This window comes from Domibacillus robiginosus (assembly GCF_000966195.1).
Taxonomy (GTDB): domain Bacteria; phylum Bacillota; class Bacilli; order Bacillales; family Domibacillaceae; genus Domibacillus; species Domibacillus robiginosus.
In genome coordinates this window covers 14,312-28,337 of record NZ_LAHL01000038.1, presented here as the reverse complement: position 1 = coordinate 28,337, position 14,026 = coordinate 14,312, and the positions used below count along the sequence as shown (strand labels likewise).

The 14,026-nt window shown below is 44.4% G+C and carries 14 protein-coding genes; 3 read left to right on the top strand and 11 right to left on the bottom strand.

Annotation, left to right across the window (positions count from 1 at the left end):
• Positions 1–30: 30 nt before the first annotated feature.
• The 4 genes from VP97_RS16680 to ypfJ all read right to left on the bottom strand — a co-directional run bounded on the left by VP97_RS16680 (position 31) and on the right by ypfJ (position 3,179).
• Positions 31–1,062 carry an NADH:flavin oxidoreductase/NADH oxidase gene (locus VP97_RS16680; RefSeq protein ID WP_050183212.1) on the bottom strand — a complete coding sequence of 344 codons (1,032 nt, stop codon included), beginning with the start codon at positions 1,060–1,062 and terminating at the stop codon, positions 31–33.
• Between the two features lie 134 nt (positions 1,063–1,196).
• Positions 1,197–1,631, bottom strand: coding sequence for a MarR family winged helix-turn-helix transcriptional regulator (locus VP97_RS16675; protein WP_050183211.1), 435 nt, complete (start codon positions 1,629–1,631; stop codon positions 1,197–1,199).
• Positions 1,632–1,797: 166 nt separating this feature from the next.
• Entirely contained in the window at positions 1,798–2,115 is a 318-nt protein-coding gene (locus tag VP97_RS16670; protein ID WP_050183210.1) for a thioredoxin family protein, read from the bottom strand.
• 224 nt (positions 2,116–2,339) lie between these two features.
• A complete protein-coding gene (gene ypfJ / locus VP97_RS16665; RefSeq protein ID WP_050183209.1) occupies positions 2,340–3,179 on the bottom strand; it encodes a KPN_02809 family neutral zinc metallopeptidase in 840 nt (279 codons plus the stop codon).
• 333 nt (positions 3,180–3,512) lie between these two features.
• On the opposite strand from ypfJ, the gene VP97_RS16660 reads away from it, so the two are divergent.
• Complete coding sequence (locus VP97_RS16660; RefSeq protein ID WP_050183208.1) at positions 3,513–4,097, top strand: LOG family protein; 585 nt, start codon at positions 3,513–3,515, stop codon at positions 4,095–4,097.
• Between the two features lie 89 nt (positions 4,098–4,186).
• Here VP97_RS16660 and VP97_RS16655 read toward each other — a convergent pair whose 3' ends face one another.
• From VP97_RS16655 to cypC, 4 genes are all read right to left on the bottom strand, one after another.
• Positions 4,187–5,977: an ATP-binding protein gene (locus VP97_RS16655; protein WP_050183207.1), complete on the bottom strand. Its 1,791-nt coding sequence runs from the start codon at positions 5,975–5,977 to the stop codon at positions 4,187–4,189.
• 398 nt (positions 5,978–6,375) lie between these two features.
• On the bottom strand, positions 6,376–7,290 hold the full coding sequence (locus tag VP97_RS16650) for a LysR family transcriptional regulator (protein WP_050183206.1): 915 nt from the start codon (positions 7,288–7,290) through the stop codon (positions 6,376–6,378).
• A gap of 148 nt (positions 7,291–7,438) precedes the next feature.
• Positions 7,439–8,002 (bottom strand): O-acetyl-ADP-ribose deacetylase, encoded by a 564-nt coding sequence (locus VP97_RS16645; RefSeq protein WP_050183204.1) that lies wholly within the window; start codon positions 8,000–8,002, stop codon positions 7,439–7,441.
• Positions 8,003–8,007: 5 nt separating this feature from the next.
• The gene (gene cypC, locus VP97_RS16640) at positions 8,008–9,267 is read right to left on the bottom strand and encodes a CYP152 family fatty-acid peroxygenase CypC (RefSeq protein ID WP_050183201.1); all 1,260 of its coding nucleotides are present in this window, start codon (positions 9,265–9,267) and stop codon (positions 8,008–8,010) included.
• 175 nt (positions 9,268–9,442) lie between these two features.
• On the opposite strand from cypC, the gene VP97_RS16635 reads away from it, so the two are divergent.
• Both VP97_RS16635 and VP97_RS16630 read left to right on the top strand, forming a co-directional pair.
• Complete coding sequence (locus tag VP97_RS16635; protein WP_050183199.1) at positions 9,443–11,191, top strand: ABC transporter ATP-binding protein; 1,749 nt, start codon at positions 9,443–9,445, stop codon at positions 11,189–11,191.
• Positions 11,192–11,355: 164 nt separating this feature from the next.
• Positions 11,356–11,805 (top strand): KGG domain-containing protein, encoded by a 450-nt coding sequence (locus tag VP97_RS16630; protein ID WP_050183196.1) that lies wholly within the window; start codon positions 11,356–11,358, stop codon positions 11,803–11,805.
• Between the two features lie 102 nt (positions 11,806–11,907).
• On the opposite strand, the gene VP97_RS16625 is transcribed toward VP97_RS16630, so the two are convergent.
• The 3 genes from VP97_RS16625 to VP97_RS16615 form a co-directional block, all read right to left on the bottom strand.
• The gene (locus VP97_RS16625; RefSeq protein WP_082220407.1) at positions 11,908–12,372 is read right to left on the bottom strand and encodes a hypothetical protein; all 465 of its coding nucleotides are present in this window, start codon (positions 12,370–12,372) and stop codon (positions 11,908–11,910) included.
• Between the two features lie 138 nt (positions 12,373–12,510).
• The gene (locus VP97_RS16620) at positions 12,511–13,152 is read right to left on the bottom strand and encodes a pentapeptide repeat-containing protein (protein WP_050183192.1); all 642 of its coding nucleotides are present in this window, start codon (positions 13,150–13,152) and stop codon (positions 12,511–12,513) included.
• 29 nt (positions 13,153–13,181) lie between these two features.
• Complete coding sequence (locus VP97_RS16615; protein WP_050183190.1) at positions 13,182–13,886, bottom strand: YjjG family noncanonical pyrimidine nucleotidase; 705 nt, start codon at positions 13,884–13,886, stop codon at positions 13,182–13,184.
• Positions 13,887–14,026 lie beyond the last annotated feature (140 nt).

The following is a 14,026-nucleotide window of genomic DNA, read 5'->3' as shown; positions in this document are numbered from 1 at the left end:
AACAAAATGGTTCAAACGCCTTTTTATTGCTTATTTTTTCGGGAAGCCCATTTGGTATTGCTTGGGGATACCTGCTTCTTTCCCTAATTGAACACCTGCTTCAAGCGTCCAGTTTGGATTTCTCAGCATACCTCGACCAACCGCAACAAGATCTGCTTCTTCGTTGCCGATCACCGCATTGGCCAAAACAGGTTCGTCCAGTCGGCCGACTGCGATAACGGGTACACCAACTGCTTCCTTAATCGCCCGCGCCAGCGGTACTTGATACCCGGCATGTGTGCCCGGCCGTCCAGCTGCAGCAATCGGACCTTCACCGCCTGCACTAATATGGAACATGTCGACACCCGCTGCTTTGTACTCTTTTGAAAAGGCGATGCTATCCTCGATGCCGTAGCCGCCTTCTACGTATTCTTTTGCAGAAATACGCATAATCAGCGGCATCTCCGCCGGCATTTCACTCTTGGCTGCAGCAATCACTTCTTTTCCGAACTTTGTTAACTCCTGTCCGTATTCATCTGTCCGCTTATTGGTCAGCGGAGACTGGAATTGGTGAATCAAGTAGCCATGCGCTCCATGAAGCTCAATTGCGTCTACTCCTGCTTCCACTGCCCGGCGGACAGCAGACCGGAATTTTTCGACCATCTCTTTTACTTCTTCCGTCGATAATGCTCTTGGTGTTTTAGACTTTTCGTCAAAAGCGATGGCAGATGGTGCCACCGGCTGCTCCGCATCTTCTGCTTTGCGTCCGGCATGAGCGATTTGAATCGCCACTTTTGCACCGTGCTGATGAACGGCATCAATGATCCGTTTTAATGCCGGGATTTGTTCATCTGACCATAAGCCCAAGTCAAAGTCTGTAATACGGCCATCTGGCTCCACGTCAGTCATTTCAATAATGATAAAGCCTGTTCCGCCAACCGCCCGGCTCACATAGTGAACAAAGTGCCAGTCGTTTGCAACCCCATCCTTCGCCTTCACCGAGTATTGGCACATCGGCGGCATCACAACACGGTTTTTTAATTCAAGGCCTTTTATTGTGTACGGTGTAAACAAATGATTCATGCTATTCGTCTCCTTCTATTCACATTTTATATGTATGCGCGTGCATATAAATTATCACTTACAGGAAGCACTGTCAAACAATGCGATCTGCATATAAAAAAGCTTTCCCTAAATGGAAAGCTTCTTAAACACACTTATCTTTTCAGCTGGCGAAAGGCAGACAGAAGATTTTCTTGAACAGCCGAGCTTGAAAAAGCGGACTCAAGTGTTATGCAAAAAGTATTTAATACTTTTTCCAGCTTTTCTTCTCCTTCTTTTGTGAGCGAAGCGTAAATGGCTCGGCGGTCATCCTCGCAGCTGTGACGCCTGAGAACCCGACAATTTTTTTCTTCCATACGATTTACCAGGCGGGACAGCGCACTTTGACTCAAGCCGACCATTTCCTGAAGCTGATACAATTTAAGTTTTTTCTCAGGGGCTTCCGATAAAAACAGCAGCACGTAGCATTCATTCAACGAAAGACCATGCTCCTGCTGCAGTGCCCGCTCCAAATCCTGTGCAACGGCCGACTGCATTGTAGTCAGAGCCAGCCATCCTTCAAACAACGGCGCTTTCTGGTCATTTCCCATTTTAACGTTCACCTATTTCTGCAAAATAATCATTTTATGCCCAAGCCGTATAGTTCATTATACTATGACCTTTTCTTCCTTCAACAGCAAGCAGGCCGTTTCGTTTTCAATGAACAACTCAGCCCGCTAAAAAACCACTGCCCCAGGAAGGCAGTGGCTCAAGATGTTAAGCAGACAAGCTGTTAAGGAACGTTTCAATTTCCTCCTGTGTTTTACGATCTTTGCTGACAAACCGGCCCGCTTCTTCTCCACTGTGGTAAGCGACAAAGCTCGGAATGCCGAACACATTCAGCTCACCGCACAAGTCAATAAATTCATCCCGGTCTACATAAATAAATTGATATTCCGGATAATCCGCTTCAATGCCCGGCAGAATCGGCTCGATTACCCGACAGTCCGGGCACCAGTCCGCTGAAAACATAAAAACAACGCGCTCTTCTTTTTTCAATTGCTCAAATTGATCCAGTGATTGCAGTTTTTCCATCATAATCCCCTCCAGCTTTTTTCATATACAACCCATTATACGACTTTTTAAGCGAAAGAAAAAAGAAGAGGTTTCAACGGTCGTTGAAACCTCTTCTTTTATCATGCCTCGGCCAGAACTTTTTATAAGGGGCCGAATTCTTCTGCTGCCGGGCCGGTAAAAACTTTTTTCGGCTATACAGCGGAATAATCCGGCCCTGTTACTCATAAACCGGCCCAGGCTCTTTATAAATCCTTTGCGTTAAAAGTATCGCCATTTTCTAAAGTGCCGGATTGAAAACCACGGTAAAACCATTTTTTCCGCTGCTCGGACGTACCGTGCGTAAAGCTGTCCGGTACAGCGTATCCTTGAGAGCGCTTTTGAATCGTATCATCTCCGACAGCGCTTGCCGCTATCAGCGCTTCTTCTACGTCGCCTTCTTCCAGAACATTCATTCCCTGTGCATGCTTCGCCCATACGCCTGCATAGTAGTCAGCCTGCAGTTCCAGCCTGACCGAATATTTATTGTATTCTTCCTCACTCAGCTGGTCCCGCAGCGCGTGTACCTTTTGTGATGTACCTAGCAGCGTTTGAACGTGATGCCCGACTTCATGGGCGATTACATACGCCATCGCAAAATCTCCTGGTGCCTGAAATTTATTTTGCAATTCTTCGTAAAAACTTAAATCAATGTACAGCTTCTGGTCTCCGGGACAGTAAAACGGTCCGACTGCTGATGTCGCAGTACCACAGGCTGAATCCACACTGCCGGAATAAAGGACTAAAACCGGCTCCTCGTATACCCGGCCTTCTTCCTGAAATACTTCTGTCCATACATCCTCTGTATCCGCCAGCACAACAGATACAAATTCAGCAAGCTCACGATCCTGTTCAGTTTCTTCATAAGGAACCGTATTCGTTCCGGACATGCCACCAAGTAGTTGAGACGGATCGCCGCCAAGCAGCGTAAAAATAAGAACAATAATTAAGCCCACTCCGCCAATCCCGCCGCCAAGCACTGCTTTTCCGCCCATGCCTCGTCGGTCTTCCACGTTTGAGCTGCCTCTTCTTCCCTGCCATTTCATTGTATTCCCTCCTCTAGACAAAGCTAATCGTACTAGTGTTATACCCAGTGGAGAGAAACCCTAGACTGTAAAAAAGACATTTTCGCCTGCAGCTGCCCAGAAAAATATGGAAACAAAAAAGAAGGGAGGTCCGTCTTTTTATCTCCAAAAACGAAGCACCCCTTGTTAGGAGTTCTATTATGATTTAATTTTTTCTATTGACTACATGGCACGAATGAACGGTTTTACACGCCCTTATGATGTAAATATACTGTAAATATTAGCGTCCCGCTGTTCTGTTTTAAAACCCGAGGCTGTATACTTGAAAAAAAGAACAGAAACGGAGACAAGCGGATGAAGCGAATAGCAGTTTTTTGCGGTTCAGCAAGTGGGGCCTCAATGAGTTACACAGAGAGCGCCATCTCACTCGGAAGAGAGCTGGCTAAACAGGGCATTGGCCTTGTTTATGGCGGATCTAATGGAGGCCTGATGGGAACGGTAGCAAACACGGTTTTACAGGAAGGTGGCGAAGTAATCGGTGTGATTCCCACCCTTCTTCAAGAACGAGAAATCGCTCATACCCGGCTTACAAAGCTGCATATTGTGGGGTCTATGCATGAAAGAAAAGCAAAAATGGCCGAACTTGCCGATGCTTTTATTGTTTTGCCCGGCGGTGCCGGTACGATGGAAGAATTTTTTGAAGTTTTTACATGGGCACAAATAGGCCTGCATCAAAAGCCGATCGGTCTGTTGAACGCAGCACGTTATTTCGATCCGCTTGTCACTTTCTTTGATCACATGACAGACCAACAATTTTTACAGAACCAATACCGGTCTATGCTTTTGGTTGAGAATTCAGCAGCGCAGCTCATCCGCTCGTTTGGGACATATGAGCCGCCTGCAGTAAAAACATACACAAAAGAAAAAACCATTTATTAAAAAAGCACGCTTCCCTTTTTGCCGGGAGCATGCTTTTTTCCATTTGGTCGCAACCTGAACCTGCCTTCAATGTTTGCTTTTCACAAACTTTATAAGCAGCTTTCCTCTTCTGCTCCAAGCGGCAGCGAGACTGTTACCTTTGTTCCCTCTCCTTCCTTGCTTTGAAATGCTATATCACCGTTATGTTCCTTTATAATTCTCATGCTGACCATAAGACCAAGCCCGGTTCCTTTTTCTTTGTTGGTGTAAAAAGGCTCTCCAAGCTTTTTTAATCGCTCCTCCGGCATGCCAGCTCCCTGATCTGTGACCGAAACAGCCAGCCTGCCATCCAGCTGCTTATGGCGGATCGTGATTATGCTATTTTTGGGTGATGCTTCTACAGCATTCTTTAGAATGTTAATAAATACCTGCTTCAGCTGGTTTGCATTTCCCTCAAGCTGTATCTTTTCCTCGAAAGGCTTCATATCAATAGTAATATTCTCGGTGATTGCCTGCATATTTAACAGCTCAACCACATCCTTCATCAAATGATATAAAGAAATTCTTTTCTTCAATGTTACTTCAGGCTTTGCAAGAGCCAGCATTTCACTAGAAACAAATTCAATCCGCTCAAGCTCGCCCAGCATAATTTTTGTATATTTCGGATCAATAGAATATTCCTGGTCAATCAGTTGAACAAATCCTTTTAAAGAGGTGAGCGGATTGCGAATTTCATGGGCAACGCCGGCAGCAAGCTGGCCGACAATATTCATTTTTTCTGTTTTGCGAATGTATTCTTCTTTTTGTTCCATCTCCGTAATGTCGGTTGCCACACAAAGCAGCTCTTTATGCCCAGCTGAAAAAAAGACTGGTTTTTTTGTTATCTGCACCGTATAAATACGATTATCCGGTGTGTGTAAATACTGTTTCTCCTGTACCTTCGCTCTGTTTTTTTCCAGCAGCTGTATATCTTCCCTCGTTAGCTCTGCTGCTTGTTCTGAATCATTATAAAAATCACTTTCCTGCTTGCCCAGTATTTGCTCAGAGGAAACCCCATACAAAGCCGCAAGAGCAGCATTGGCCATCGTAAAGCGTCCAAACTCGTCTTTTGCATAAATAAAGTTTGGGTTAGCATCAATCACTCTCCGCAAAAACAACTGTTGAATCAACAGCTCTCCATTGACTTCCTCCATCTTGTTATAAATCATTTTTACATACGCTGCAAAAATGCCCATTACTAAAATAATCAGGGCCAAAATTGACTGAAACAGCGGACTATCCGACGATAGGTTGATTACACCGAATGAATAGGCAAGTAAAAGAGAAACGAAAAAAACATGAAGGAAAGTACGCCGATGCTTATCTACTATTTTAAAAGTTAAATAAATGGCCAGCAGATCCAAAACAATAATGAGTAAAATATGAATCGAAAAAGTCCAGCCGAGCGAACCAGACAGTGGGTAGTAAAATTCTTCATTAAAGGGAGCAATGGAATGTCGGTCAAAATTTACAACACCAAGTGATGTCCAGCCGATCACATAGATGCCAATACTCCAAATGAGCATGCCTATATAAGAAAACCGATTAAAGATTTTTTGAAAAGCCTGTTTTTTTCGAACCGACAGCTTTAGCTCTTCAAAAAAAAGCAGCTGATAGATCATGTAAAACAAAAGTGGAGCAAAAGTGACGGTGCCTATCCTGAAAAAACGAAACAACCCTTCAATGAGGTCCTGTTCTAACCAGTCCTCTCCATATAAAACTGCGATGCTCATCTGCCACATTGAAACCGCAAAATAAAAAACAGCAAGCGGATAAGTGACGCGCTGGTACTTAAACCGAAACAAAATCACAAACGTGGTCAACGGGATAAGCGAAAAAAAGACCATCAATAAAAAAGCCATATGATCACCTGTAAAATATATGTTTCTCTTTATCGTACAGGAAACCGCCACATGTTTCGAATATTATTTCGTTTAGTCTTTATAAGAAAATAAAAAAACAGGAGCAGCCCCTGTTTTTTTTATCTTTATACTTTATTGGCAGTGTTTTTAATGAAGCGGATTCTTGCCCATTGCTGTTTTCCAACTAGATATTTTCTTATTCTATCACGGGTGTTACGCCTGCTTCTTTTAGGAGTGCCCGACGCAAAAGCTGCCAACGATATTAAATGGAGCCAGCATTGTTTTCGTTTGTACAGTCATAATGCGTGCTTTCTTTCGTCTGCTAAGTGCTATGTGTCGTGGAAGCGAGGATATAGCATAATGGTTAAAGCTGCCCCTCGTTATAGCTAAAAGTTATATTAAAGGGCTGCATGCGCATCAATAATATGCTGAAGCTCCTGAAGATACAGATGGGCCATTCGGCCAAGCTGGGTTTTCTCATGTGCAATCCAGCCAACAGTAATGGTTTCATCTGCCTCAAGCGGCACCGGCACAATATGTGAGCCATTTAAATCTTCGCTTAAAATACCCGTGGAAATGGTATAGCCGTTCAGTCCAATCAACAAATTAAACAGGGTAGCCCGGTCACTTACCTGAATGCTTTTAGAGCGGGGAAGAGTGCTAAACAGCTCCTCTGCATAATAAAAGGAGTTAAATTCACCCTGCTCAAAGGAAAGACGTGGATATTCTTCCAGGTCATCGAGCGTCACCGATGATTGACGAGCAAGCGGATTTTGGGCGCTGACAAAAATGTGCGGCTTTGCTTCAAACAGCGGATGAAACAAAATCCCTTCTTCCTTCAACAGCTGCCCCATTACTTTTTCATTAAATGAGCTGATATAAAGAATCCCAATCTCGCTGCGCAGATTTTTCACATCCTCAATAATTTCATAAGTTCTCGTTTCACGCAGCGTAAACTGATACTCTTCTGCGCCATGCTTTTTGATCATATCGACAAATGCATTTACCGCGAACGCATAATGCTGGGTGGAAACAGAAAACAGCTGGCGTGCCTGCGGCGAATTTACATATCGTCTTTCAAGCAGTTCGGCCTGCTCGACAACCTGGCGCGCATAGCCTAAAAATTCAGCTCCGTCTGTAGACAGGGTAATTCCTTTTGATGTGCGGATAAAAATTGTAATACCAAGCTCTGCTTCCAGCTCTTTTACGGCTTTGGATAAGCTCGGCTGCGACAGGAACAGCCGGCGCGCCGCTTCATTGATGGAGCCACAGTGTACAATTTCAATTACATATTTTAACTGCTGCAGTGTCATCTTTTTACCTCTTCATTTTACATATTGAGCCATTTTTATCGGCTCTTTCTAAATGTCTATTATGGCAAATAACACTCTACTTTGGAACAGCGTCTCCCACATTACAGCATCAATAAAAAAACGGGCACTAAAAAACCGCTGAATATGCTCAGCGGCCTTCCTCCTGCATCACACGATTCATTGCGGCTTCGTAAATACGATAGTCATGCTCTGAAAACAGAGTAAACGAAACATAGCCAAATGACTGGTTTTCTAAAAAATTAGTCACCGTTCGAAGGGCGATAACAGCGGCCTGCTCGATTGGAAAACGATACACACCGGTAGAAATCGACGGGAATGATATACTTTTTATCCCGTTTTCTATGGCTACCTGTAAAGCATTTTTATAACATGAGGCAAGCTTTTCTTCTTCTCCTTCTGCCCCCCCATTCCAAACAGGGCCTACTGTATGGATCACAAACTGGGCCGGGAGCTCATATCCTTTTGTCAGAATCGCTTCACCTGTTTCCAGCTCTTCACCATTCAGCTTTTCCGTACGCACTTTTTTACATTCGTCCATAAGTGAATGGCCCGCGGCCTGATGGATAGCACCATCTACTCCACCGCCACCAAGCAAAGATCCATTGGCCGCATTTACAATTGCATCTGTTGTCTGCTCGGTAATATCTCCAACAATGAGTTCGAGAACATTGCCGTTGATTTGTGTTTTCATTTCATTCACTCCTTTAATTGAATATCACGTATGATAACACCGCTTTTTGGCATGCTCGGCATGCTGGTCATACTGTAGCTGATATCCTGTTCCGGCACTGAATATGACAAGCGGTTAACAAGAAAATCAATGCTCACTTTCATCAATTCAATTGTAATCCATTCCCCCGCACACCGGTGTCCGTTATGATAGTCACCGCCACCCTGTGGAATAAAATCAAATGGGCTCTTTTCCCAGCTTTCAAACCGTTCCGGAGCGAACAAATCCGGGTTTTCCCATAGCATAGGGTCATGATTGGTACCATATAAATCAAGAAGCGCTAATGTTCCTTCTTTAAAGTCCATTCCGCGCCATTCAAAATCCTGCTTTACTTTCGCACCGGTGAAAGGAAAAAATGGATAAAACCGGCGGACTTCCTGAACAAAATATTTTGTATAAGGGTCATTGACAGATGTTAATTTTGATTTTTGTTCTGGGTATTGATGCAGTGCAAGGGCTGTAAAAGCCAGGTAAATAGATACCGCTGTAATCGGCCTTAAAATGTTGACTACCTCTACAGCCGCCGTTTTTTTATCTAATAATTCACCATCCAGCTCCCGGTGATGAGAAAACACATACAGCGTGGATTCTTCTGACGGATGAAGCTGTCCGGCCCGCACATCTTCAATCAGGCCGGCTGCCCACTTCTCTGCTTTTCGTCTGGACCGGCGCGTTTTCCAATATTCCGGACCAACTGACACGGCTGATTCAAACAGAGCGCTCAATTCCTCCGCCCGTTGCCGAACCTCGTCTTCCTTTAGCGGCACACCGGCCCATTCGCAGGCAATACGGCAAAGAAGCTTCTTTGCTTCTTCGTATAAAGCCACTTCATTTCGTTCTACCCATTTCTCCGCTGCTTTCGACCATTGCACCTCCGCTATCTCGGTCAGTCGCTTCATTTGTTTTGGCGCCATTAAAGACATAAAGGCAGCTTTACGATGCCGGTGTGCTTCTCCATCAAGCGTTTGAACGCCACCTTCTCCAAAAAGCGTTTTAATGACTCTTTTAGGCGCCGCTCCTTCCCGCTGAAACTTTTCTGGATCATAAAACAGGGCCGCCGCTTCCTTGCCTCCCATACAAATAGCCGGCTTCCCCATTAAACGCGTTTCGAATAACTCGGATTGAAAAGACCTGCGGCGGCTTGATATGTACGTGTATCCTTCTCTGAGCAAGTTCAGACTTTGATCCAGCCCTTCTTCATGCGGCATTTCTCTTTGCTCCGACATACCATCTCTCCTTTTCTTTATGCTTCTATTTGTTTTCCCCCTTTTGCTGGAAATATAGCTTTTTCTCACAAAAGGTTTCTGTGTTCTTTCAGAAGCCTGTTTTATGCTGTTTTAAGCTAGAAGGCGTATACTAAAGAAAAACATATAAAAAACAAGCATAGATAGGAGTTCTTTTATGATAGAAAACCAGCCACACAGCTTAAAGCCCTTTGTTTCCCTTCTGTTATCATCTCGGTTTCCACGGCGCCTGCTTTTTGCCGGACTGCTGGCAAGTGTGCTGACAACCATAGCTGGACTGGTTGTTCCTCTACTGACAAAACATTTAGTCGATGGCTTTTCGGTTTCTTCCCTGAGCCCATCCCTTATTGCCGCCATTGCGATTGCATTTATTGCCCAGGCCGTAATCAATGGACTATCAATTTACTGGCTCAGTGTTGTGGGCTATAAAGTAGTTTCCAGCCTGCGCGATCGAATGTGGATGAAATTAATCCGTCTGCCTGTTTCTTATTTTGATCAGGAGTCAAGCGGTGAAACTGTCAGCCGGGTTGTAAATGACACAAGTGTAGTACAGGACTTGATTTCAAACCGATTTCCTCAGTTTATCTCAGGCGTTATTTCTATTATTGGCGCCCTCGTTATTTTGCTATTAATGGATTGGAAGATGACCATGCTCATGCTCGTTTCCGTGCCATTGACAATCATCATTATGTTTCCGCTTGGTCGTCAGATGGCCAAAATCTCTCGTGGACTGCAAGATGAAACAGCAGCTTTTACAGGGCATGTCCAGCAGACACTCGGTGAAATCCGCTTAATGAAAGCATCAACTGCCGAAAAAAGCGAAGAAAAAAAAGGGATAGCCGGCATTGAACGGCTGTTTCAATTCGGATTAAAGGAAGCGCGTATTTTTGCGCTTATTGCGCCCATTATGTACCTCGTCGTCATGATTGTCGTCGTCATGATTATTGGCTACGGCGGCATACGTGTATCTAACGGAACCATGTCGACGGGTTCCCTGGTGGCCTTTTTGCTTTATTTGTTTCAAATTATTATGCCTATTACATCATTTGCCATGTTTTTCACCCAGCTTCAAAAAGCAAAAGGCGCGACAGAACGGATTATTGCCATTCTTGATTTGCTGCCTGAGCCTGGACAGGGCGGCATCTCCCTAGACATTAAGCATGAGCCGATTTATGTAGAGCACGTATCCTTTGCCTATCATAACCAGGAACCGGTTTTAAAAGACATTTCTTTTACCGCGCAGCCGGGTGAAATGATTGCGTTTGCCGGACCAAGCGGCGGTGGGAAAACAACAATGTTTGGATTGCTCGAGCGGTTTTACGAACCGACCTCGGGTCAAATACGCATCGGCACCACGCCGATCACCGACTTATCTATGGCTTCCTGGCGCAGTCAAATCGGCTATGTTCCCCAAGAAAGTGCCATGATGGCCGGAACGATTCGTGAAAACCTGGTTTATGGGCTGCCAGACGGCCAAAAAATTCAGGATGAACGATTATGGGAAGTCGCAAAAATGGCTTATGCAGATCAGTTTATACAAAGCTTTCCGAATGGGTTGGACACAGAAGTAGGCGAGCGTGGTGTTAAGCTGTCCGGGGGCCAGCGTCAACGTATCGCCATTGCCCGCGCATTTTTGCGAGATCCAAAAATTTTAATGATGGACGAAGCGACAGCAAGCCTTGACAGCCAGTCAGAAGGAATTGTTCAAAACGCTTTGGCCCGATTAATGAAAGGACGAACTACTTTTGTGATTGCCCACCGGCTTTCTACTATCGTGGATGCAGATAAAATCATTTTCATCGAAAAAGGTGAGATTACGGGAATGGGAACACACAAAGAGCTCACCAGCTCTCACAAATTATATCGGGAATTTGCTGAACAGCAGCTGGCTCAGCAAGGGTTTTAAAAGAACCTCGTGAGAAAAAGCCCGCCTTAAAAAACCCACTCAAAAGGAAATTGTTTTCCAAATTGGTTCTTTTGATCCTTTTTATAAAATTCTGTTTGATTGATTGGGAGGCGGGTAACATACAACCGTAAGTGAAATCCAAATTTACCGAGGAGGAATTTTCAATGGCTAACAATAACAATAAAATGAGCCGTGAAGAAGCAGGACGTAAAGGCGGAGAAGCTACAGCGAACAATCACGATAAGGAATTCTACCAGGAGATTGGACAAAAGGGCGGAGAAGCTACTGCTGACAGCCATGACAAGGAATTCTACCAGGAGATTGGACAAAAAGGCGGAGAAGCTACTGCTGACAGCCATGACAAGGAATTCTACCAGGAAATTGGACAAAAAGGCGGGGAAGCCACTGCTGACAGCCATGGTGAAGAATTCTATCAGGAAATCGGGCAAAAGGGCGGAGAAGCCACTGCTGACAGCCATGACAAGGAATTCTACCAGGAGATCGGACAAAAAGGCGGAGAAGCCAGAGGACGCAATTCTGACAACGATGACAATGATGGCAAAATGAGCCGTGAAGAAGCAGGACGCAAAGGCGGACAAAAAAGCCGCCGTTAAAGCGAATCTTTAGCATGCATCTTTTACAACCATAATAAAAGCCCATGGGCAATTGCTTCTTTATGAAGAAATTGTCTGTGGGCTTTTTTGTACATAATTTATTTAAGCGGCACCCTCGTGATAGGGCTCTAGTGACATATGCATTAAAAACTGTAAAAATTCGCGGTCGTCTTCCTCTAAAAGACGGCTGGCGTAGCTCCATGCATTCGTTTCAATGCGAAGAGCGATTCTCTTTTTCTGCAATGAATCTTCTGTACGGTCGAGCTGATCAGCCAGATCTTTCAGCTGATCATCTTCTGCATGGCCAAGCTCATGAGCGAAAACAGCTGCCAGGTGCTGTTCAAATGGTTTTAGTGAACCATACAAAATTCGGCACTGCTCTTTAATACCATCCCAATACAGGATAATTTTATGCTGGGCCAGACTGTATTTTCCGCCAGCGATCGTATGGCGACCCGCAGAATCGTGAATTTCAACAGAAACCGTACTGCCAGACCGGTCAAGGAGGCTTTGGATTAAGGGGGGAAGCTTAGCTTTCTCTCTTGTATAAGGGTCCATTTCTCTCATTTTTCTCTACTCCTAATCCTTTCATTTTCTCTATAGGCGGAGGAAACATGTTAAAAACTGAACAAATTGAGCTGTTTTATTATTATACGATATTCTCTTTCTCTTCGCACAGAACAAATGCTACCCTTTTATCTGCGACTAGCTTTTGATTGTAAGGCCGAGCAGCTTTGCAAACCCAATCGCCTGTTCCTCGGAAACTATGCAGCCCGACAGGCTCTCTAAATTCACGTGCAGCTGATCAAACCGACATGTGCTAATATCGGTTCCTTTCAAAGACATATGCTTGAATTGAACATCGTCCAGATCACATTGCTCAAAAAGCACATGCTTAAAATCCGTTCCATAAAAATTCGCTCCTTTTAGCGAAGCATCTTTAAAAGAAACATGTTTTAAACGGGCGTCTGTGAAGTCACTTAAACGCACCGCGCATTCTTGGAATGTAACATGGCTCATATGTGTTTCTGAAAAATCGGTGCCGACCAGTTTACATTCTTTAAAAACAGCCCGATGAATCACGCCATTTGGAAAACGCACATTAGATAAGTCGCAGTTTTCAAACAGGACATCAACCATATCGATCCTTTCAAAAAGGGAATTCATAAACTGACCGTTTTGAAAAATGACTTTTGAAAAAACAGCTCGCTCTATTGCCGCCTCCTCTGCCTGTGCATTGGCTACCATACACCCGGTCAGCTCAGGTTCTTCCCCGTAAATCTCCTCAAAAGACCCTTCAGTCATTTCCCGGGAAAACTTTGGCTGTTCAATTTTCACTTTTTTCATCCTTTGTTCCTTCTCTCTGTCATCAGTCATCAAATCAGTATTATTTCTTTTGCTATAATAGGAATTAACTCTGTAAGTGTTTGGATTTGATAGGTTGGCTTACTATCTGTTTGATTCGGTTTCATATGGGGATTAAACCAGCATGTATCAATTCCAGCCTGCTGTCCACCCTTCACATCCGCACTCAGCGAATCTCCGATAATCAATGCTTCCTCTGCGTTAAAGTCAGGAATACGTGCAAATACATAATCAAAAAATGCCTTCATTGGCTTTTGAAAGCCGGTGTCTTCTGATACAAAAATACCTTTAAAAAACGGCTGCAGTCCCGAATCTCGCAGCCGTTTAAACTGGGTTTTTGAAACGCCATTTGTTACAACATACAGGTCATAGTGTGACTGCAGACTTTTGATCAAATCAAAAGCGCCTTCTACTAGCTGATGGCCTTCCTCTAGAAAGCCGCGGTATGCTGCCTCCAGCTGAACTCCATCCACCGCCCGGCCATATTCTTGAAAAAGAAGAGCAAAACGACTGTTTACCACTTCTTCACGTGTGATATGACCTTGTTCGAATTTACGCCAGAGTTCTTGGTTGATTCGTTGATATCCTGCTTTTATTTCATCAGTCAATGCTATATTTTGTTCCGCAAAAAGCAATGCCAGTGCTCTCTGCTCCGCTGCGCGGAAATCTAAAAGAGTATCATCAATGTCAAATAGCAGGGTCTGATATGATTTCATTAAACTCGCTCCTTTTCTTTTTGTGCATTTCGTTCTCCACCCAGCTTGAATATCGTAGTGCCTCCGACAATCACCAGCACCCCGAGCAGCTGCTGAAACGTAAACGGCACTTTGTCCAGCCCGAACTAGCCAAAAGAAAA

What these genes read in the sequence shown, in the direction of transcription:
- VP97_RS16680 (WP_050183212.1), bottom strand. Translation starts at nt 1,062, where the DNA reads ATGAATCATTTGTTTACACCGTACACAATAAAAGGCCTTGAATTAAAA.
- VP97_RS16675 (WP_050183211.1), bottom strand. Translation starts at nt 1,631, where the DNA reads ATGGGAAATGACCAGAAAGCGCCGTTGTTTGAAGGATGGCTGGCTCTG.
- VP97_RS16670 (WP_050183210.1), bottom strand. Translation starts at nt 2,115, where the DNA reads ATGGAAAAACTGCAATCACTGGATCAATTTGAGCAATTGAAAAAAGAA.
- ypfJ (WP_050183209.1), bottom strand. Translation starts at nt 3,179, where the DNA reads ATGAAATGGCAGGGAAGAAGAGGCAGCTCAAACGTGGAAGACCGACGA.
- VP97_RS16660 (WP_050183208.1), top strand. Translation starts at nt 3,513, where the DNA reads ATGAAGCGAATAGCAGTTTTTTGCGGTTCAGCAAGTGGGGCCTCAATG.
- VP97_RS16655 (WP_050183207.1), bottom strand. Translation starts at nt 5,977, where the DNA reads ATGGCTTTTTTATTGATGGTCTTTTTTTCGCTTATCCCGTTGACCACG.
- VP97_RS16650 (WP_050183206.1), bottom strand. Translation starts at nt 7,290, where the DNA reads ATGACACTGCAGCAGTTAAAATATGTAATTGAAATTGTACACTGTGGC.
- VP97_RS16645 (WP_050183204.1), bottom strand. Translation starts at nt 8,002, where the DNA reads ATGAAAACACAAATCAACGGCAATGTTCTCGAACTCATTGTTGGAGAT.
- cypC (WP_050183201.1), bottom strand. Translation starts at nt 9,267, where the DNA reads ATGTCGGAGCAAAGAGAAATGCCGCATGAAGAAGGGCTGGATCAAAGT.
- VP97_RS16635 (WP_050183199.1), top strand. Translation starts at nt 9,443, where the DNA reads ATGATAGAAAACCAGCCACACAGCTTAAAGCCCTTTGTTTCCCTTCTG.
- VP97_RS16630 (WP_050183196.1), top strand. Translation starts at nt 11,356, where the DNA reads ATGGCTAACAATAACAATAAAATGAGCCGTGAAGAAGCAGGACGTAAA.
- VP97_RS16625 (WP_082220407.1), bottom strand. Translation starts at nt 12,372, where the DNA reads ATGAGAGAAATGGACCCTTATACAAGAGAGAAAGCTAAGCTTCCCCCC.
- VP97_RS16620 (WP_050183192.1), bottom strand. Translation starts at nt 13,152, where the DNA reads ATGAAAAAAGTGAAAATTGAACAGCCAAAGTTTTCCCGGGAAATGACT.
- VP97_RS16615 (WP_050183190.1), bottom strand. Translation starts at nt 13,886, where the DNA reads ATGAAATCATATCAGACCCTGCTATTTGACATTGATGATACTCTTTTA.